This window comes from Chryseobacterium sp. SSA4.19 (genome assembly GCF_022601875.1).
In the GTDB taxonomy this organism is placed as follows: domain Bacteria; phylum Bacteroidota; class Bacteroidia; order Flavobacteriales; family Weeksellaceae; genus Chryseobacterium.
The window spans coordinates 16,565-35,379 of sequence record NZ_JAKVIP010000013.1; the positions used below are offsets into that span (position 1 = coordinate 16,565).

The following is an 18,815-nucleotide window of genomic DNA, read 5'->3' on the forward strand; positions in this document are numbered from 1 at the left end:
ATCAGTGATAATGATTTCTTTTTTTGAACATTTCTTTGAGATTCAGAAAGCTGTTCATCAAAAAATATTCTCATGGATTCCCTTCTCTTCCGGAGATATTTTTTATATACTGCTGGGAATTATCCTTATTTATCTTATAGTAAAATGTTTTAAAAAGAAAACCAGAAACAGGAGTTTACTGAAGCTTCTTGTCCTTTTTAATTGTATTTATTTCATCTATCAGGTATGTTGGGGCATGCTGTATTTTCAGACTCCGATTATTAAAAAGCTGCCTGCTCAAAACAAACCGAGCATCGAACGAGCTAAGACCTTAGCTTTGAAATATCTTGAAAAATGTAAAGCAACAAGAAAGCTTGTCCATGAAGATCATCATGGGGTTTTTATTATTACTGACCTGAAGTCTGTTCAGGAAGAGATTCTTTTTCAGCAGAACCGGCTTCCCAAAAATATCACCCACAAAGAAGCTCCGGAAATTAATTCATTTAAGCCAAGCCTTTTCAGAAATATCATGAGCTACACCGGCATCCTGGGATATTATAACCCTTTTACTGCAGAGTCTCAATTCAACCCTCAATTGCCCGATACATTAATTCCGTTTACTTCTGCCCATGAGAGTTCGCATCAATTAGGTTTTGCCAGGGAACAAGAAGCCAATTTCATAGGTTATCTGATAGGCACCCGTTCTGATAATTATGACCTTCGCTATAGCACTGAATATTTTACTTTGAAAAGCCTTTTGAATTTTATTGCTGATAAAGATCCTGAATTTGTGAAAGGTATTCTAAACAACTATTCTCCCCAAATGAAAAAAGACAGATCATACGAGAAGTCATTTATCTTAAAACATCAAGGTTGGGTAGATGATTTTTTTGGATTCACCAATAATCTTTTTCTGCAGAGCAACCAACAGGAAGGTTCAATTACCTATTCTTATTTTATAGATCTTCTTATGAATTATGAAAAGGACTAAAATAAAAGAATCGCACCAAAAGATACGATTCTAAAAACACAAATGATGAAAAAAAATTTATTACCTTGATTTGTTCCCTCATTCAAGGCGTTGTAAAAATACAATATATTTTAAGAAAAAAAAACTATTTCTTAACATTTATAGAATTTTAAGAAAATTTTAAGACTTTTAAGTTAGAAATAAAATTCCTCTGTATCCCAGTATTTTTTTACTGATTATTAATTAGTTAAAATTTAGGCAAAATAATATAACTCTAATAAAGTATTAATAAAATTATCATGGATCAATCGTTTGTTTGAAATAAAATGAATCGAAGTTAGAAATAGGGTTTTATAAATATTAAATCAAGTTTAAAAAACAAAACTATTGTTTATAATACTATAATTCATCCTATTATATATTACCTCTTAGATAATTTTGTTACAATAGTTTAAATAAAAATCATAAATCACTTTAAATAGAAAAAAAATATTTGTTTTTTTCAAACATCTGCGTATTTTAGTTAAAAAAATAATATGCTTTTGGATAAACTCATCAACTATCTTAAACTTGACAAACAAGAGTTCCTGTTTCAGTTCAATTCGCATCCCAATTATCCTTCAGCATTAGCTTTTAGTGATACACTTAATTTCATGGGCGTAAGGAACGATGCATATGAACTGGATAAAGAATATTGGGATGAACTTCCGGAAGAATTCATTGCAATTGTAGACAATTCTTTTTCTTTGGTAAAAAAAACAGGTAACCAATATTCTGTTTATTCAGATAAAGCAAAAACATTAGGTAAAGAGGAATTGCACCAAAAATCCACAGATTTCGTGCTGTTATTTGAAAAAGAAAAAACAGAGAATCATACGGTTACTAGCTATAAACCTTTTATATATTCTGTTTTTGCAATAGTTTTAGTGTACTCACTTCTAACTCTGCAATGGTATGAGGCTGCATTCAATATACTTTCATTGGCTGGAGTCTATATCTCTTTAGAAATTTTCAATCAGAAATTCGGGAATACCTCTGCAGTTATCGGAAGTATTTGCGGGGATACGGCAGGAAATCAAAATGTAAATTCATGTAATAAGATTATCAGCCAGGATAAAACGAGTATTTTCGGATTGAAATTCTCAGATTTTTCTTTAATTTATTTTATCGGGCTTACTGTTCTGGGGTTGTTTTTGCCGGCAACCTCTTTTATCATTAAAGGATTTACATTAGTTTCGCTTATTGCAATCGGTTATTCGGTATATATCCAGGGTTTTGTAGAAAAAACGTTCTGTCGCGTATGCCTTTTAATTATTTCCGTTTTAGTGACTCAATTATTTATCGGTATATTTCTTTTCGAAAACATGTATTTCGATATAAAAATTGCCTTGTTGAGCCTTATTTTATGGGTTGCTGCTTTCTCTTTAGTTTTGTATTTAACCCATACACTTGAACAGAAAGAAAACCTGCAAAAATCAAATGCAAAAAATTTAAGATTTAAAAGAAATTATGATCTTTTTAAAAGAGAGCTTCTTGAAAATGAAAAAGTAAACTTTACCGACAATGAAACCTTTTTTGTTGGAAACCAGGATGCAAAACTTCGTCTTTCCATTGTTTCAAATCCATATTGCGGGTTTTGTAAAGATGCCCATAAAATCATGGAAAATTTGTTGGAGAGATATCCGAATAATATTTCTGTTCAGATGAGGTTCAATTATTCTCCGGACCAGAAAAATGAAAAATTAACCAACCTGATCTCTGACTTTATGTATGTTTACAAAAACAAATCAGCTAAGGAATTTTTACATTTTGTAGAGTATTGGTATGAAACCAGGGACGAAGACAAAATACGACAAAAAGCAGGCATTACTTCAGCCAACGAAAACCTTACTCCTTTAATTAATGTGTCTTCAGAAAACAGGAATGCCGGTCTTAACTTTACACCGATCATTTTAATTAACGGGTATCAGTTTCCTGACAAGTATGACCGTGAAGATATTTATTATTTTATTGATGAATTGACGGAAGATGAAGATATTTAATGAAAATAATTTTTGAAAGATAATATTCACTACATTAGGAAAAACCAAGCGGAATCCGAAAAGCTAAAGAGTAGGAATTTATTAAGCAACTTGTATTATGAAAAATTTAAAAAAGTTATCACGAGTAGAATTAAAAAAAATTGATGGTGGAAAAAAAATTATCATTGATGGAGGAGGAACAACATGTTATAATATCATCTACTGTTACAAAGATCCAAATATAACCATGGGAAGTACTGGCATCGTACCATGGCAAAGTGGATTTATGGGAGATATTCCAAGCGGTGCCACAAATGTTATGCCATGCAGCATGTCTCCTGTTCACCCTTTTCCGGCAGGCTGCCAAAATGTTTAGTAGAATTTAATTGAAAAATTAAAGTAATGTCGAGACATTGTATTTGATAGAATAACAAGACAATTACTAATTAAAGATGAACAAGTTGCCACCCATTCGGTAGCAGCTTGTTTATAAATAAAAGATATATTATTGAAATCCTTTCCTTTCTACCGCCAGCCCGACTCCAAAGACTGCGGCCCCACCTGCCTTCGCATCGTAAGTAAACATTACGGGAAGAGCATTTCCTTACAACAAATCCGTAACCTTTCGGAAACTACCCGTGAAGGAAGCAGTCTGCTTGGCTTGAGTGATGCCGCCGAAGATCTGGGATTCCGTTCGCTGGGTGTTCAGATTAATTTTGAGACTCTTGCTGATGAAGTTCCTTTCCCATGTATCGTGCACTGGAATAAAAACCATTTTGTTGTAGTATACAAAATAGACAAGACTAATAAAATATATGTTTCGGATCCTGGCTACGGCTTAATTACGTATTCACGGGAAGAATTCATCAAACTTTGGATCGGTGAAAATGCAGATGAAAAAACAGAGGAAGGAATTGTTCTCATTTTAGAAACAACCCCTGCCTTTTTCCAGTCTGAATTTGATGACCAGGAAAGTAAGGCCAGCTTCAGCTTCTTGTCAAAATATCTGCTGAAATACAAATCACTTGTTGTTCAGCTTGCCATAGGACTTTTAGCGGGAAGTTTATTATCGCTTATTTTTCCTTTTCTTACCCAAAGTATTGTCGATGTCGGCATCCAGAACCAGGATCTCAATTTCATTTATCTTGTTCTGTTAGCACAAATTATGCTTTTTATCGGCAGAATGGGAATCGAAGTTATCAGGAGCTGGATCTTACTGCATCTTTCGGCAAGGATCAACATCTCCATTATTTCCGATTTCTTTATCAAATTAATGAAGCTTCCGATCAGTTTTTTTGATACGCGGATGACGGGGGATATTATGCAGCGAATCAACGACCATCACAGAATAGAGCAGCTTCTAACGAGTTCATCTCTGAACACGCTCTTCTCATTGGTTAATCTCATTATCTTTAGTATTGTACTTTTACTCTATGATTACAGGTTGTTTATTGTTTATCTGGTAGGAGCTGCCGCATATATCGGGTGGATCAGCTTTTTTCTTGGAAAAAGGAAGGAGCTTGACTATAAAAGGTTCTCGCAGGTTTCACAAGAGCAGAGTAAAGTGATTGAACTGATCAACGGAATGCAGGAGATCAAAATGCACAATGCCGAAAAGCAGAAACGCTGGGACTGGGAATTCCTGCAGGTAAAATTATTTAAAATCAGAATTAAATCGTTATCTCTGGAACAATGGCAGTCTGTGGGAGGAAACTTTATCAACCAGATGAAGGATATCCTGGTAAGTTTCCTTTCTGCAAAACTTGTTCTCAGCGGAAATTTAACTTTGGGGATGATGCTTTCCGTTCAATATATTATCGGACAGTTGAACAGCCCTTTGTTGCAGCTTATTGATTTTATAAAACAGACTCAGGATGCCAAGATCTCCCTTGAGCGATTGGGAGAAATTCACGATAAAGAAGACGAAGAAAGCAAAGATGAGCAATATGCACAAGACCTTCCTCAAAAAGATATTGAAGTAGAAAATCTTTCATTCCGGTATATCGGATCAGACACATATGTATTTGAAAATTTAACCCTTACCATTCCTTATCAGAAAACTACGGCTATTGTAGGATCCAGCGGAAGCGGAAAAACGACCCTGCTAAAACTGCTGATGAAGTTTTACGAACCGACAGAAGGAGATATTAAACTTGGGAATACAAAACTTAAAAACATTTCGCCCAGATTCTGGAGAGATCACTGCGGTGTTGTGATGCAGGAAGGGTATGTATTTAATGATACGATAGCCAATAATATTGCAATAGGCGAAGATTATGTGGATAAAAATAAACTGAGAAGAGCTGTTGAAATCGCCAACATTAAAGATTTCATTGAAGAATTACCACTAAGTTACAACACAAAAATCGGGAATGAAGGATTGGGAGTAAGCGGCGGCCAAAAACAAAGGTTGTTTATTGCGAGAGCCGTTTATAAATCTCCGGAATATATTTTCTTTGATGAGGCCACCTCTGCTCTGGATGCCAACAATGAAAAAGTAATTATGGAAAACCTTGAACAGTTTTTCAAAGGCAAAACGGCCATTGTTATCGCACACCGGCTTTCTACAGTCAAGCATGCTGATAAGATCATTGTTCTTGATAAAGGCAAAGTGGTGGAAGAAGGAAACCATGCTGAACTGGTAGCACTGAAAGGTGAATATTACAGACTGGTAAAAAATCAGTTAGAATTAGGAAATTAATTGATATTTTTTATTAAATTTAAATAACCAACTCAAAATCTTACAGTTATGAAAAATTTAAGAAAAATTGAAAGAAGAAATTTAAAAGAAGTATATGGAGCAGGTCCAATTCCGGCATTCCCGTGTAATTGTTTCTGTTACATTAATAACGTTAAGCAGTGGAATGCCTGTAACCGATATTGTCCGGGTGGAGAAGTAATTCCGGGTGTAGAGGAAGGCAACGATCCCAAATGTGATTACACATTACCATTGTAAAGATTATTTTTAGAACCTGCTCAATCATTTTCAATGGTGAAGGTGATTGAGTTTTTAAGTATATGGAAAAAGACATTTTAGATAACATAGAGCTACGTTCAGAAAGCGTTCAGGATATCCTTACCCAACCTCCGCACTGGATGATCCGCTGGGGGAATACCATTATATTTTTAATTCTCATTCTCATCCTTATGATGAGCTATGTAATTAAGTATCCGGAATTTATTCCGGCTCCTATTGTGGTCACCTCACAAAATCCGCCGGAAAAACTGGAGGCAAGAACCAATTCCAAAATTGAAAAAATATTTATCAAAAATCATCAGCAGGTTAAAAAAAATGAAGTCCTGATGGTCATGCAGTCTACGGGTAATTACCAAGATATTTTAGCTCTTAAAAAAATTATTGATTCCATTAATCCCAATCAACTGTCTTCTTTTCCTTTATCTGAAACCTCCCATTTTAAATTGGGTGAGCTACAGGGAGATTACAACAGCTTCGCCAAGGCATTTCAGGATGAAGCCCTGTTTACAAGACTTCAGCCATACGCTCCGGAAAACGTTGCGGCTAATCAAAGCCTTTCGGAATACAGAGTAAGGATTGCCACTTTAAAACAGCAAAAAACCCTGGAACAGGCAAAATATGATCTTACCAGGAAAAGCTACCAGCGTTCCCAGGAATTGTACAGCCAGGGAGTGATTGCAGCTGTGGAACTGGAAACTGAAAAAATAAAGTATATCCAGGCTCAACAGAATCTGGAAAATATTACCCTTTCCCTTTCTCAGATCGAAGAAAGTATTTCCAATGTTAACAAAACAAAAAGCGGAACTGCTATCAATACGGAAAAAGATAAAATCAACTATTCTTCTCAGACATTACAGTTGTTTGAGCAGTTGAGAAAATCCTTAAAGCAGTGGGAGCAGAGCTATCTTATTGTTTCCAATACAAATGGTGTGGCAAGTTTCCAGCAGTTCTTTGGAGAGAACCAGTTTATAAAGGCCGGAGATGCTATTTTATCAATTTTACCCAAAGATAGGGATAAACTGGTTGGCAGAATGTCTGTTCCGGCTACCAATTCGGGGAAGATCGTGGCAGGAGAAAAGGTGTTAATCAAATTGGACAATTATCGCTATCAGGAATATGGAATTGTGGAAGGAAAAGTGCAGAATATCTCGCTTTCTCCGGATAAAGATGGAAATTATTACGTCGATGTAATTCTACCGAAAGGCCTGAAAACGTCTTATAACAAAAATCTGACTTTTGACAAGGAACTCAAAGGCAGTGCAGAAATTGTCACTCAGGATTTAAGGCTCATCGAAAGGTTCTTCTATCAAATGAGGAAACTTCTGGGATATCAAAGCTGATAACACATTAATTTATATATAAACCATCTTCATAAGAGGTGGTTTTATATTTACTCTGATTGAGTTTGACATGTTAACAACTTACATATTAGTATTATATGTTGATACAATAGATTAATAATCAATCTGTAGTAGTATTACTACAAATCCAAAGATTTTATTATGATTATAAATTTCAATACTATTTTTTATCTATCTTTAGTGAGATAATATAAAAATACACACGAAATTATGAAAAAAAGCATCTCCAATTCTGACCGGATTTCGGAAAATCATATTTCAGGAATCAACCGTGTGGTAAAACTTGATATTGTAATTAATGGAAAACTCATCAGCCATTTTAAATACTTCCTTCTCCAACAAAGTGCAAGAAGACATCATCACTTTGAACTTACTTTAGCTCATGATTCTTTAGGAGAAGCACAAAATCATAATCTGGAAGAGGCCAGACAATTTTTGGGAAAACGCCTGACCGTTACTTTTAGATATAAAGACGCTGAGAATGAAAGCCCCGAACGCACATTCGTCGGTGTGATTACAAAAGTGGCATTTAGTCAGGAAAAAATGAGTTTAGGAAATGTTGTACTGAAAGGAAAGAGCCCTACCATCCTGATGGATTCTGCGCCACACACCCAGAGTTTCGGGGGCAGCCAGACTGTGAATACCTCTATTATTGCTGACCGCATTATTAAAGAGACATTAGGAACAGGTAAGTTTGATTTTAGAATAGATACTCAGAATAAAAGCTTCATTAATTATAGTGCCCAATATTGCGAAACCCACTATAATTATCTTGCAAGAATCGCAGAAGCCTATGGAGAGCAGTTCTATTATGACGGTTACCTATTACATTTCGGAAAACTCCCATCCTGCGAGAAACCTATTCAGCTTATTGACGGCAGTAATGTTGATGATATAGCAATAGAATTGAAAGCTGTGCATATCAAGCCTCAATATTTTGGATATAACAGCAGTAGTCATTCAAAAATGCTAGGTTCAGATAATAGTATCAAGCATGTAGGAGACTTATCATCAAAGTCTTATGAACTTAATGACGACATTTTTAAAACACGATCGCTAATCCCGGCTCCGATTAATTCCAATATGGCTCTTGATGTGGATAATTCACAGAAGAGCGCAAGAGGAAGTGCTTCTGTAGAAGTTTTTACCGTATCAGGAAATACTTCAGTTCCTTTTCTTCATACGGGATGTGTTGCCGAATTGTCTATGAGAAAACCTAACAGTAATCACACTGCACATTTTACTACGCTTATGATTACAGAAGCCACTCACGAAGTAGATGCCAGAGGTTATTATAGAGGAAGTTTTGAAGCGATAGCAGAGGGAACAGGTTTTATGCCTAAGCCTGATTTCGTACTGCCAAAAGCAGAACCGCAGGTTGCAACTGTTATTTCTAATGTTGATCCTCTCAATCAGGGAAGAATACAGGTACAGTTCGACTGGCAGTTAAATGACACCACTCACTTTATCAGAATGATGAGTCCAGATGCTGGAGGAACAGATGCGGTGAGCCAGAACAGAGGATTTGTGGCTATCCCTGAAATTGGAGACCAGGTTATGATAGGTTTTGAATATCATAATCCAGATTTCCCTTTCGCAATGGGAGGAATGTTTCATGGAAAGGTTGGTTTGGGTGGAGGTGCTGACAATCATCTTAAATCCATACAAACCCGTAGCGGAATCAAAGTTTTAATGAACGATGCAGAAAGAAGCGTAACCATTGAAGACCCAAGTGGTAATATTTATTTTATGGACGGACACGGAAACATTAATGTTACCGCACCAAATAAAATAACAATGAATGCTACAGATGTTGAGATTAATGCCAACAATAATTTAGACATCAATGTTGCCAATAATATGACTTCAACAGTAGGAAATACTGCGTTAATGAATTATCTTCAGAAAACATTGGTAAATACTCCCATTATGCTGCAGATAGTATCTGAATTATTTCATACTCAGTCAGGGAAGGCAATCTTTAACTCAGAAAATGAGATCAAAATTGAAGCGCCAGAAACGAATGTATCCGGAACAAAGAAATTATTCATGCATTCTGATGAAAGCACTATTGTTAATAGTAAAGGTATCGTTGATATACATGGCAAGCAGGGAAATAATCAGACTAACAGTCCGCTGAATTATGAAACGGTTCCCTTAGAGATAACAGCAAAATGCATTGTCCATTTCCGACCGAAAAAAGATTGGAAAGGTTTAGGGTACGGTTTTGATTATATGAGAAAAGGAGATACTTCTCTTATTAATGGAGGAACTGCCGATTTCGGAGATATAGATTATGAAACAATTATTTCTAAACAATACACTGATGCCACATTTACTACATTAGTTACTGATGGTAATTATTATAAAGGTTCGTTTAAAAAAGATCCTGCAAAATATGCAGCTCTTAAATCAGAATACAGTGCTCATATCATTCCATGGAAAACTAAAAAAGATTCGTCTGGCGCCGATTTAAAAGATTCTGCCGGCAAAATAATTCCCGATGAATATTTTTGTTCATGGTTAGCCATTTACCCGCCTTTTCAAGCACCTGTACCTTTTGATGATTCTCTGGAAGGTTCTAAAACACCTGCTCCATTCAGACCAAATACCACAGCAGTTATAAGTATTATAATTGATATCGAAGAAGAGCCTGATGTATTGCGTTTTGAAGACAATCAATATTTTACAATTACGCCAAAAGAAATTAATGTAAAAGGAAAAGGGAAAGGGAAACACGTTTTTGCTGATCACATTACCATAGAATGCCTTAGGGAATTTTCATCTGATCAAACTCTTATTATTAATTCAATAAAAAAAAATATAGCTGGAACAGAAGAAAAACTACCTGCAGGAAAACTTAAAGTTTGGGCTAATGATTCTTCAAAACAGAAAAATAAAAATGTTGTATTTGTAAAAATTAAAACCAAACTGTCTCCTACATCTACTATAAAAGTACCTGTTGTTAATGACGAAAAAGATAGAATTAATAATTATTTATTACAGGCCTACATTAATTTATCTGACAATTCTGATATTGTCGAGCTTGATCTTACTGCTGAAACTGATTTCATAAATTTTGTAACCAGTAACGAGGTAGACCCAAGTAAAATTAGTGGATCTCATCAATTACATGATTATCTTAAAATTAAATTAGAAAGGGATTTTCCAGGTAAATATGGCAGCCATTTTAAAGCATTTTATTTTGAAGAAAACGGATATAGCTCTGGCGGTGGACATATTTCCGGATACTCGCGATTTCATGCAGATTATGTTGTGGTTTTCAAAAGTAAAAATAATCAAACTGCTGCTCACGAGTTTCTTCACTCATTCAACTTACCTCATACATTTGATAACAGTGGTAGTTTCACTTATGAATATAAAATGACTGATAATCTTTTGGACTACTCTCATCATCCTGACAATAACAATAAAAGATGCGCATTATGGCATTGGCAATGGAAACAAGCAAATTCTTCTGTATAATAAAATAATAATCGTATGAAAAAAATATTAATCTTGACCTTGTTTAGTATATTCACACAATGTCATTCTCAAAAAAACAGTAAAATTATGATCCCGACAGTAAATAAAGAATCTGAAACCATAACAAAAAAAATAGAGAATGGTAGAGCGGATGAAATAAATGGTAAAAATCGCATTATATATACTTCAGCAAAAATTGGTTTTGGAGAAGTAAAATATAATGAAGACTCTTATTTTTCAATTATCAAAAATTTTTATCCCACAAAAAAAATTCAGAATAAAGGAGTTGCCTTTAATGAAGGAGCACCTATCGGTATATGGTATTATTTTGATCAATCAGGGAAACTAATAAAAGAAGAAAATACAGATGAAAATTATGCATTTACTTACCAGGATATTATTGCATATTGTGAATTAAATAAAATTAATCTTTCAAAAGGATATAAAGATTCTGGATACCAGACAAGAGTATTGAAAATAAACTATGAAAATAAATATGCATGGCAGATTTCACATCAAATTACAGCAGATCAAATTCAGGAAATAATTCTGAACGGTAAAGACGGCAAAGAAATAACGAGAAAGAAAGTACCATTTATTAATAATTAAGTGATAACCAATTATTATACAAACTTACACTCGCAAATATATAAATGCCCAATTGTTAGGCTATAAAAAAGATTAGCAAAAGAAAAGCAGAGAATATATATTTACACATAAATAACGACGAAATGCCGCAGAAGATCACACATACCGCTCAATTATCATGCAGCCAAGGAACAACACCAAGTAATTTAAGTGTTACTAGCCAGAACTTCTCTACGGCTGAAGGAAAGCATATTGCTACGGAACAGGATAAACAGGCAAATACCAATATAAAACCTTTTGGACAATGTAAATTAAAGCCTACTTCGGGAGGTTACTTACCATGCATTCCTGCTCCAATAATCTGGCAAAAAACAACAGAAAAAGACACTATTAATAATTACAAAATTCTTACAGAAGATTCATTTTGTATGTGTGCAATAGGAGGTAAAATCGAAATTGCTCAAAAAGGACATGATGAAGAACATAACATTTCTTAATAGGGGCGGATTTGATGCTGATTCTAAGATCTCGGTTTTATATAAAAAGACTTATCATAAAATTAAAAACCGCAACTATTGAAATCAATTAGTTGCGGTTTAATATTGTAGCGAAGACGGGAATTGAACCCGTGACCTCAGGGTTATGAATCCTGCGCTCTAACCAACTGAGCTACCTCGCCGTTTTGGTGGTGCAAATATAGAAAATATTTACACATCACCAAAATTATTTTAGCTTAAAATATTCTAAAACATCGCCTACATGCTCGGGTTTGCTGATTATCTTATTGTTAGCATCCAAAATAAAATACGTTGGAGTTGCATGAACATTATAAGTATCCGCATAACTGCTGTTCCATCCTCTAAGTTCAGAATCATTTACCCAGGGAAAAGCACTGATTTTTTTGGAATAAGAATCTTTATCAACATCCAGGGAAAGACCAACCACCTGGATATTTTTAGCTTTTAAATCATTATATTTTGCTAATAACTGCGGAAGCTCAGTTTCACAGTGTGAGCAGGTAGAAGACCAGAATACGATAATTTTCTTATCAGCTTTAACATCATGAAGGGTTTTTGCCGTAGTGTTTACAGGTGCCTGGAACTTATAATTAGGAAATACAGCACCCATTTCAACATTGGCATTGGATTTCAGGGTTGTAGCCAGCCTATCCGTAATGGTGCATTTTAAGTTTTTTGCAAGTCCAAGATATTTATCTTTAAATTCCTGCATATCGTATACATCAAAAATGTCGATCAGTTCAGAAAGCACCGTCTGTCCTCTTGGCGTTTCAACTTTCAGCTTGTCCAGAAGTTTATCCACAGAGCCCGCTACATTGGTATTGCCCCCTGTATTAAGGTAGGATACTAAAACAGGTCTCAGCAGAGATGAAGTTTCAAGCATGTCATTGGACTTATCGATAAAACTGATGATGTCATCCTGACTTACTTTTTTGGAAGCATCGTTAGAAAGGAATTTGCTGTAATTGGTATTATAATAATAAATAAACGGATGCTGTACCTGATCAATTCCATGTGAATTCCCTGACAGCCTGTTTATTTCATTTATTAAAGCTTTGCCGAATTCTGTATTGTCTTTATAATATTCTTTAATTTGGGAAAGAGCCGGAAGGATAAGTTCTTTTTTCTGTGATCCTTCCTGAAGACCGTTCATCAGATTATTCGCTTCATCCAAATAAATGATATTCTTTATTTTATTAGCCTGTGTTTCCAGCTTAACATTGACATTTTTATTTTCAGAGATAAAATTGAAGGTATTATTAGATCCCGGAAAATAAACTTTCATCATCCCCATATAATTCTTAGGATACTTAAAAGTCCATGTATTGTTCTTACTTTGCTCTTTTGAGAAAATAATATCTTTGGAACCATTTAATGTATAGAGAATTGCATCGGGGTCTTTGAAATCGGCAGGTGCCTGGATAGTGACAGTAAACTGTGCCTGCAATGAAAATACAGCCAGGAAAGCTGATAATGTAAAAATCTTTTTCATATCGTAAAAATAAAAAAACTCCCTGACTAATCAGAGAGTTCAATGTTATTTTAATAAAATTTTATACTTTTCCGCATGTGTTCTTTTTAATAAAATAATCAGAATAAAAGCAATAGTATCTAATCAATATACTGTTTTAGTGAAATAAATATTTATTTACTGATAAACATATTTTCTTCAGACAAGATAATCTCTTTGTCTTCACCTATTGAAAACATATAGTCTTCAAGAACCTTTTCTGTTGTTCCTCTCAAACCTCTTGCCCCTAAACCTTTTTCCATGGTTTCCTCTACGATTTTTTCAATAGATCCTTCTGTAAAGACAAGGTTGGTTCCATCCATTTTAAAAAGCTCAATAAACTGATTGACAATGGAATTTTTAGGCTCCGTCATAATTCTTACCATCGTTTCTTTGGTCAGTTTCTCAAGATACGTGATGATGGGAAATCTTCCTAAAAGTTCAGGAATCAAACCGAATGACCTAAGGTCTATCGCATTGATATTGGTAAGTATATATTCATCCTCGCCGGTTTTATTAATTTTCTCCGAACTGAAGCCGATGGCCTGCTTATTCATTCTTCTTTCAATAATTTCCTTGATCCCGTCAAAAGCACCTCCGGCAATAAATAGGATGTTCTGCGTATTGACCTGAATATATTTCTGGTCCGGATGCTTTCTTCCTCCCTGAGGCGGAACATTGACAATACTGCCTTCAAGCAATTTCAGCAATCCCTGCTGTACCCCTTCTCCGGAAACGTCTCTCGTAATACTTGGGTTATCAGATTTTCTTGCAATTTTATCGATCTCATCAATAAATACAATTCCTCTTTCTGCCTTTTCCACGTCATAATCTGCTACCATCAACAGCCTGGAAAGAATACTTTCCACATCTTCTCCTACGTAACCGGCCTCCGTTAAAATAGTTGCATCCACAATACAGAACGGAACATTAAGTTCCCTTGCAATGGTTTTGGCCAGTAAGGTTTTTCCTGTTCCGGTTTCACCGATCATGATTATATTTGACTTCTCCAGCTCTACTTCCCTGTTTTCATCCTTCGCATGAAGCAGTCTTTTATAATGGTTGTATACTGCGATCGACAGCTGTTTTTTTGCCTGGTCCTGCCCGATCACATACTGGTCAAGGAATTCCTTTATCTGTTTAGGTTTTTTAAGTTCATCTATATTTTCCGCGGGGGAATATCCGGATTCCGAACTGCTGTCTTTTACAATGGCATGGGCCTGCTCAATACAGTTTTCACAAATGAAACCGTTTTGACCGGAAATCAGCATCTGAACTTCATTTCTCTTTCTTCCGCAGAAAGAACATTGGTTTGAATTCATTTTTTTATCTATAATATATAAGATATAGAAACTCGTAAAGTTTGTTTACGAGTTTCTGCATTTCTTAGGAATTAATAATTGAGTTCTGAATCTCTTTATATTCTTCGTCCGTTAATTTCAGTCTTTCATTTCTGAAATTCATCTCTTCTACTTTATTCAGGGGAATTAAATGGATATGGGCATGAGGAACTTCAAGTCCTACTACCGCAACTCCTACCCTCACACAGGGAATTGCATTTTTTATTTTCTTGGCCACTTCCTGGGCAAATCCCCAAAGGTTTTTATATTCTTCAGTTTCCAGATCGAAAATAAGATCTGTCTCTTTCTTGGGAACGACTAAGGTATGTCCTTTTACCAGCGGCATTGCATCCAGAAATGCAATAAAGTTTTCATCTTCGGCAATTTTATAAGAAGGGATCTCACCGTTAATGATTTTAGTGAATATCGTACTCATTTTTAAAATTAATTTGATACAGAAATCTGACTTGAATATTAAGTTATAACAGGGCTAAAATTACAGACTGATGTCCAATACCTGGAAGGATAATTTATTTCCATTCGGTAATGTGATATCTGCCGTCTCTCCGATGATTTTACCTAATAGGCCTTTTGCAATCGGAGTGTTCACAGAAATTTTTCCTGCCTTAAGATCACTTTCGTTATCCGGAACCAAGGTAAATACCTGCTCCTGATTGGTTGCATTGTTTTTAAGCTTTACCGTCGTAAGGATGGAAACTTTTGAAGTATCTAACTGACTTTCGTCTATAATCTTGGAAGTGGAAATGGCATCTTTAAGCTTGGAAATTCTCATTTCAAGCATGCCCTGAGCCTCTTTTGCCGCATCGTATTCTGCGTTTTCAGACAAATCTCCTTTGTCTCTGGCCTCTGCAATCTGCTGGGTGATTTTCGGTCTTTCCACAGTTTCCAACTGTTCCAGCTCACCTTTCATTTTCTCCAGCCCCTCCTTTGTAACATAGCTTGCCATAATTTTCAAAATTTAGTTTTAGTATAAAAAAATAATCCGACATTTGCCGGACAATGTTTTCGTGTTGTAATTGTTTACTTTCTACAAATATATAAAAATTTAAATTGAAATGAAAAAAACTTTTTCAATCCTATCCATAATAACATTATTGATTTTCAGTAATTTAGCTATACATTCCTGCGGAAGCCGGGAAGATACCGTAAGTTGTTTCCCGAACAATCCTATTAATGTTACCTTGAATCTTAATCTTCCTGCTTATTATGTTTTAAACCAGGTGGGAGGCTGGGCATATATCAACGAACAGCAATCCGGAACCAGAGGCCTGATCATCGTAAGATCTTCTGATACGACTTTCAAGATATATGACAGGAATGCCCCGCATATTTGCCCGGATAACAATACAACACTTGAAGTTCAGGATAATATCAGGGTATTTTGCCCGAAAGACAACGCCCAATGGATCTTATTGACCGGCCAGCCTACTGCCGTGGCCAATGTTCCCCCGAAAACCTATCTCTATAATTACGATCCTTCAGGGAAAATTTTAAACATTTATTTTTAGATGAAAGTTGTTATACAACGGGTTCTGGAATCCCATGTAAAAGTTGACGGAAAAACGGTTGGTGAAATCGGAAAAGGGTTAATGCTTCTGGTAGGTATTGATGAATATGATGAGAAGACCGATGTGGAATGGCTTGTCCAGAAGATTATTAACCTGAGGATTTTCGGCGATGCAGAAGGTAAACTCAACCTTTCCGTACAGGATATTAAAGGAGAAATCCTGTGTATCAGCCAGTTTACACTGATTGCTGATTATAAAAAAGGAAACCGTCCGTCTTTTATTAAAGCGGCCAGGCCGGAAAAAGCAGTTCCTTTATTCGAATACTTTAAAGAAGAAATAGCAAAATCCGGACTGAAAATACAGAGCGGAATTTTCGGAGCAGATATGAAAGTCTCTTTAATCAACGATGGCCCTGTAACGATTGTGATGGATTCTATAACAAAAGCTTAAATTTACAAACAGATTATAAAAAATGAAAAAAACATTCATTACTTTAGTTTTGCTGACAGCATTCAACGTTTCTTTCGCTCAAAAAACATATACGGACGATCAGAAAGCGTCCTATTATATTGGGTTGGATATTGCCCAGAATATGAAGAAGCAGGGATTCCCTGTAGACCCGGATCTTTTAGCCCAGGCGATGAAAGATGAGTTTTCCGATAAGCCGAAATTATTCCCGAAAGAGGAAATGGGAACCTTTTTACAGGGTTTCATGCAGAAGCAGAATGAAAAAAGACAGGTGCAGGCAAAAGCAAAAGCCGACGAAAATAAAAAAGCTGGCGCAGAATTTCTTGCTAAAAACAAGCAAAATAAAAAGATTGTCACTACCACAAGCGGGCTGCAGTATGAAGTACTGAAAGAAGGTGACAAAAAAGCCAGGCCAACCGCTTCAAGCACTGCAACGGTAGCCTATACAGGAAAACTGATGGACGGCACCGTATTCGATTCTACGGATAAAAACGGCGGAAAACCGGTGGAACTTAATTTATCCGGTGTGATAAAAGGCTGGACGGAAGGAATCCAACTAATGAGTAAAGGAGCTAAATACAGATTTTATCTGCCTTCTGACCTGGCTTACGGAGATAACGGGGCCGGCAATGTAATTCCTCCTGGTGCAACCTTGATCTTTGATGTCGAACTGGTAGACTTCAAATAGTAATCCCATCTTGATTATTAATACAAATAACAGTAGTGTTATCAGACCAAATAAAAACGTCTTTCAATAATCTGAAAGACGTTTTTTAAATAAATAAACTTTATAAAAAAATTAATTCGCAGGAATACTGCTGAAATTAAGGGCAATTCTAAGATTCATATCTGAACTGGTCTGATTTTTCAATTCATATACCGTTCTTACAGTAACACCGGTACTTTTTACTACACTGTCCAGAAAACCTGAGTTTTCAACATCAAGATTTAAGGTTGAAGCATCTGTTGAGATGTTTGATCTTGAAGCCACCAGTCTCTCTCCCGTACCACTTGATGAAATATATACTTTAATGGATTTGAAAGCATTTAGGCTTCCTCCAGACGGAGATACTACAGATACTTTTGCATCCGAAATCCTGACATCTTTAATCTGTGCATTGTTATTACCGCCAAACCAGGTCTGGACATTAGATGCCGTTGAGGATGATGAAACTTCTTTATTGGCAGGAACTCCGGTAGATACCAGAACATTAGCCGTATAGGGAAATGTATTCTGAACCAGAGACTGTACCGTTCCGCAGCTTACCAAAGCTGCTGAGGCCACTGCCGCTGATAAAAATATATTTTTCATAATGATAAATTTTAAATTGTATTTGCAGAAATTATACCAAATTATTTCATGCTTATTCTACACTTACGGTGAAGCTTCCTTTTGTATTCCCTGAAGCCATATTGCTTTTTCCAATGATCAGCCACACTTCACCATTCCCCTTTACATCATAGGCAATCTCTCTTCCGAAAGGTCCGTCATAATCACCATTTGGAAGCTTAATCTGGTTAAAGCGTATATTAAAATCCTTTTGTTGTGTTGCTATTTTAGCCTTGAGGTTCGGCTTGTTAAAATTGGTGATTTTAAGGATGAACTCCTGTCCGTCTTTAGTAAACTCTTCCCCTAAGGTAACGGGAAAGTGCTCCGCATCTACCGTTCTTATAATCTGTCCGTCTTTTACCTCTCTCATTACTCCTGTCCGTAAGACTTCTTTGGTTTTCGGGGCATTGTTAATGACCGAATCTTTCATCCTTAATGCGGAAGAATCTTTTCTTTCTGAAGAAACAGGTTGCTCTGCCACTACCGTTGAATCCCTTTTTGAAGTTTCGTAAACGGCCGGATCCTTTTTACATGAAATGATAATCAAAGGGATGAGCAATAGGGATTTTTTCATAATAATTCTTTTTGTTTAAAGTTTAAATGGTATACGTCATAAAATCAGCATAACATTACATTAATTGTGAAACGGCAGCATTACTGTAGTAAATATTTTAATGTAGACCGTGCCGATATTAAAACCATCTGACTTTGCGGATGTAAAAAGCTAAAACTGTTCCA

Annotated in this window: 18 protein-coding genes and 1 tRNA gene; 12 read left to right on the plus strand and 7 right to left on the minus strand. The window is 35.6% G+C overall.

Annotation, left to right across the window (positions count from 1 at the left end; all coding sequences use genetic code 11):
• The first annotated feature begins 10 nt into the window (after positions 1–10).
• From MKJ01_RS10515 to MKJ01_RS10555, 9 genes are all read left to right on the plus strand, one after another.
• Positions 11–970, plus strand: coding sequence for a DUF3810 domain-containing protein (locus tag MKJ01_RS10515; protein WP_241614026.1), 960 nt, complete (start codon positions 11–13; stop codon positions 968–970).
• Positions 971–1,485: 515 nt separating this feature from the next.
• On the plus strand, positions 1,486–2,991 hold the full coding sequence (locus MKJ01_RS10520) for a vitamin K epoxide reductase family protein (RefSeq protein WP_241614025.1): 1,506 nt from the start codon (positions 1,486–1,488) through the stop codon (positions 2,989–2,991).
• A 97-nt stretch (positions 2,992–3,088) separates the two neighbouring features.
• Positions 3,089–3,346 (plus strand): hypothetical protein, encoded by a 258-nt coding sequence (locus MKJ01_RS10525; RefSeq protein WP_241614024.1) that lies wholly within the window; start codon positions 3,089–3,091, stop codon positions 3,344–3,346.
• A gap of 132 nt (positions 3,347–3,478) precedes the next feature.
• Positions 3,479–5,671, plus strand: a complete 2,193-nt coding sequence (locus MKJ01_RS10530; RefSeq protein WP_241614023.1) for a peptidase domain-containing ABC transporter — start codon at positions 3,479–3,481, stop codon at positions 5,669–5,671.
• A 48-nt stretch (positions 5,672–5,719) separates the two neighbouring features.
• Complete coding sequence (locus MKJ01_RS10535) at positions 5,720–5,926, plus strand: hypothetical protein (RefSeq protein WP_241614022.1); 207 nt, start codon at positions 5,720–5,722, stop codon at positions 5,924–5,926.
• A 62-nt stretch (positions 5,927–5,988) separates the two neighbouring features.
• On the plus strand, positions 5,989–7,287 hold the full coding sequence (locus MKJ01_RS10540; protein WP_241614021.1) for an HlyD family secretion protein: 1,299 nt from the start codon (positions 5,989–5,991) through the stop codon (positions 7,285–7,287).
• Between the two features lie 231 nt (positions 7,288–7,518).
• Positions 7,519–10,794, plus strand: a complete 3,276-nt coding sequence (locus MKJ01_RS18955; protein WP_241614020.1) for a phage baseplate assembly protein V — start codon at positions 7,519–7,521, stop codon at positions 10,792–10,794.
• A gap of 15 nt (positions 10,795–10,809) precedes the next feature.
• Complete coding sequence (locus tag MKJ01_RS10550) at positions 10,810–11,403, plus strand: hypothetical protein (RefSeq protein WP_241614019.1); 594 nt, start codon at positions 10,810–10,812, stop codon at positions 11,401–11,403.
• Positions 11,404–11,525: 122 nt separating this feature from the next.
• Positions 11,526–11,879: a DUF4280 domain-containing protein gene (locus tag MKJ01_RS10555; protein WP_241614018.1), complete on the plus strand. Its 354-nt coding sequence runs from the start codon at positions 11,526–11,528 to the stop codon at positions 11,877–11,879.
• A gap of 108 nt (positions 11,880–11,987) precedes the next feature.
• Here the strand turns inward: MKJ01_RS10555 and MKJ01_RS10560 are convergent.
• The 5 genes from MKJ01_RS10560 to greA form a co-directional block, all read right to left on the minus strand.
• A tRNA-Met gene (locus MKJ01_RS10560) sits at positions 11,988–12,061 on the minus strand.
• Between the two features lie 44 nt (positions 12,062–12,105).
• Entirely contained in the window at positions 12,106–13,392 is a 1,287-nt protein-coding gene (locus tag MKJ01_RS10565) for a peroxiredoxin (RefSeq protein ID WP_241614017.1), read from the minus strand.
• A gap of 152 nt (positions 13,393–13,544) precedes the next feature.
• A complete protein-coding gene (gene clpX, locus MKJ01_RS10570) occupies positions 13,545–14,732 on the minus strand; it encodes an ATP-dependent Clp protease ATP-binding subunit ClpX (RefSeq protein WP_241614016.1) in 1,188 nt (395 codons plus the stop codon).
• Positions 14,733–14,796: 64 nt separating this feature from the next.
• Complete coding sequence (locus tag MKJ01_RS10575) at positions 14,797–15,186, minus strand: HIT family protein (protein ID WP_241614015.1); 390 nt, start codon at positions 15,184–15,186, stop codon at positions 14,797–14,799.
• A 60-nt stretch (positions 15,187–15,246) separates the two neighbouring features.
• Positions 15,247–15,717, minus strand: coding sequence for a transcription elongation factor GreA (greA, locus tag MKJ01_RS10580; RefSeq protein WP_241614014.1), 471 nt, complete (start codon positions 15,715–15,717; stop codon positions 15,247–15,249).
• A 109-nt stretch (positions 15,718–15,826) separates the two neighbouring features.
• On the opposite strand from greA, the gene MKJ01_RS10585 reads away from it, so the two are divergent.
• From MKJ01_RS10585 to MKJ01_RS10595, 3 genes are read left to right on the plus strand one after another with little or no spacing between them, the layout of a single operon-like run.
• Positions 15,827–16,279, plus strand: coding sequence for a hypothetical protein (locus MKJ01_RS10585; protein WP_241614013.1), 453 nt, complete (start codon positions 15,827–15,829; stop codon positions 16,277–16,279).
• Positions 16,280–16,729, plus strand: a complete 450-nt coding sequence (dtd, locus tag MKJ01_RS10590) for a D-aminoacyl-tRNA deacylase (protein WP_241614012.1) — start codon at positions 16,280–16,282, stop codon at positions 16,727–16,729. It begins immediately after the preceding gene.
• A 22-nt stretch (positions 16,730–16,751) separates the two neighbouring features.
• Entirely contained in the window at positions 16,752–17,435 is a 684-nt protein-coding gene (locus MKJ01_RS10595; protein ID WP_241614011.1) for an FKBP-type peptidyl-prolyl cis-trans isomerase, read from the plus strand.
• A gap of 111 nt (positions 17,436–17,546) precedes the next feature.
• Here MKJ01_RS10595 and MKJ01_RS10600 read toward each other — a convergent pair whose 3' ends face one another.
• On the minus strand, positions 17,547–18,059 hold the full coding sequence (locus MKJ01_RS10600) for a hypothetical protein (protein ID WP_241614010.1): 513 nt from the start codon (positions 18,057–18,059) through the stop codon (positions 17,547–17,549).
• Positions 18,060–18,111: 52 nt separating this feature from the next.
• Positions 18,112–18,651, minus strand: coding sequence for a hypothetical protein (locus tag MKJ01_RS10605; protein ID WP_241614009.1), 540 nt, complete (start codon positions 18,649–18,651; stop codon positions 18,112–18,114).
• Positions 18,652–18,815 lie beyond the last annotated feature (164 nt).

Bases quoted from the DNA above. Each gene is read 5' to 3' on its own strand.
- MKJ01_RS10600 (WP_241614010.1), bottom strand. From the start codon at position 18,059: ATGAAAAATATATTTTTATCAGCGGCAGTGGCCTCAGCAGCTTTGGTA.
- MKJ01_RS10565 (WP_241614017.1), bottom strand. From the start codon at position 13,392: ATGAAAAAGATTTTTACATTATCAGCTTTCCTGGCTGTATTTTCATTG.
- MKJ01_RS10575 (WP_241614015.1), bottom strand. From the start codon at position 15,186: ATGAGTACGATATTCACTAAAATCATTAACGGTGAGATCCCTTCTTAT.
- dtd (WP_241614012.1), top strand. From the start codon at position 16,280: ATGAAAGTTGTTATACAACGGGTTCTGGAATCCCATGTAAAAGTTGAC.
- MKJ01_RS10540 (WP_241614021.1), top strand. From the start codon at position 5,989: ATGGAAAAAGACATTTTAGATAACATAGAGCTACGTTCAGAAAGCGTT.
- clpX (WP_241614016.1), bottom strand. From the start codon at position 14,732: ATGAATTCAAACCAATGTTCTTTCTGCGGAAGAAAGAGAAATGAAGTT.
- MKJ01_RS10525 (WP_241614024.1), top strand. From the start codon at position 3,089: ATGAAAAATTTAAAAAAGTTATCACGAGTAGAATTAAAAAAAATTGAT.
- MKJ01_RS10605 (WP_241614009.1), bottom strand. From the start codon at position 18,651: ATGAAAAAATCCCTATTGCTCATCCCTTTGATTATCATTTCATGTAAA.
- MKJ01_RS10585 (WP_241614013.1), top strand. From the start codon at position 15,827: ATGAAAAAAACTTTTTCAATCCTATCCATAATAACATTATTGATTTTC.
- greA (WP_241614014.1), bottom strand. From the start codon at position 15,717: ATGGCAAGCTATGTTACAAAGGAGGGGCTGGAGAAAATGAAAGGTGAG.
- MKJ01_RS10535 (WP_241614022.1), top strand. From the start codon at position 5,720: ATGAAAAATTTAAGAAAAATTGAAAGAAGAAATTTAAAAGAAGTATAT.
- MKJ01_RS10550 (WP_241614019.1), top strand. From the start codon at position 10,810: ATGAAAAAAATATTAATCTTGACCTTGTTTAGTATATTCACACAATGT.
- MKJ01_RS10555 (WP_241614018.1), top strand. From the start codon at position 11,526: ATGCCGCAGAAGATCACACATACCGCTCAATTATCATGCAGCCAAGGA.
- MKJ01_RS18955 (WP_241614020.1), top strand. From the start codon at position 7,519: ATGAAAAAAAGCATCTCCAATTCTGACCGGATTTCGGAAAATCATATT.
- MKJ01_RS10520 (WP_241614025.1), top strand. From the start codon at position 1,486: ATGCTTTTGGATAAACTCATCAACTATCTTAAACTTGACAAACAAGAG.
- MKJ01_RS10595 (WP_241614011.1), top strand. From the start codon at position 16,752: ATGAAAAAAACATTCATTACTTTAGTTTTGCTGACAGCATTCAACGTT.
- MKJ01_RS10515 (WP_241614026.1), top strand. From the start codon at position 11: ATGATTTCTTTTTTTGAACATTTCTTTGAGATTCAGAAAGCTGTTCAT.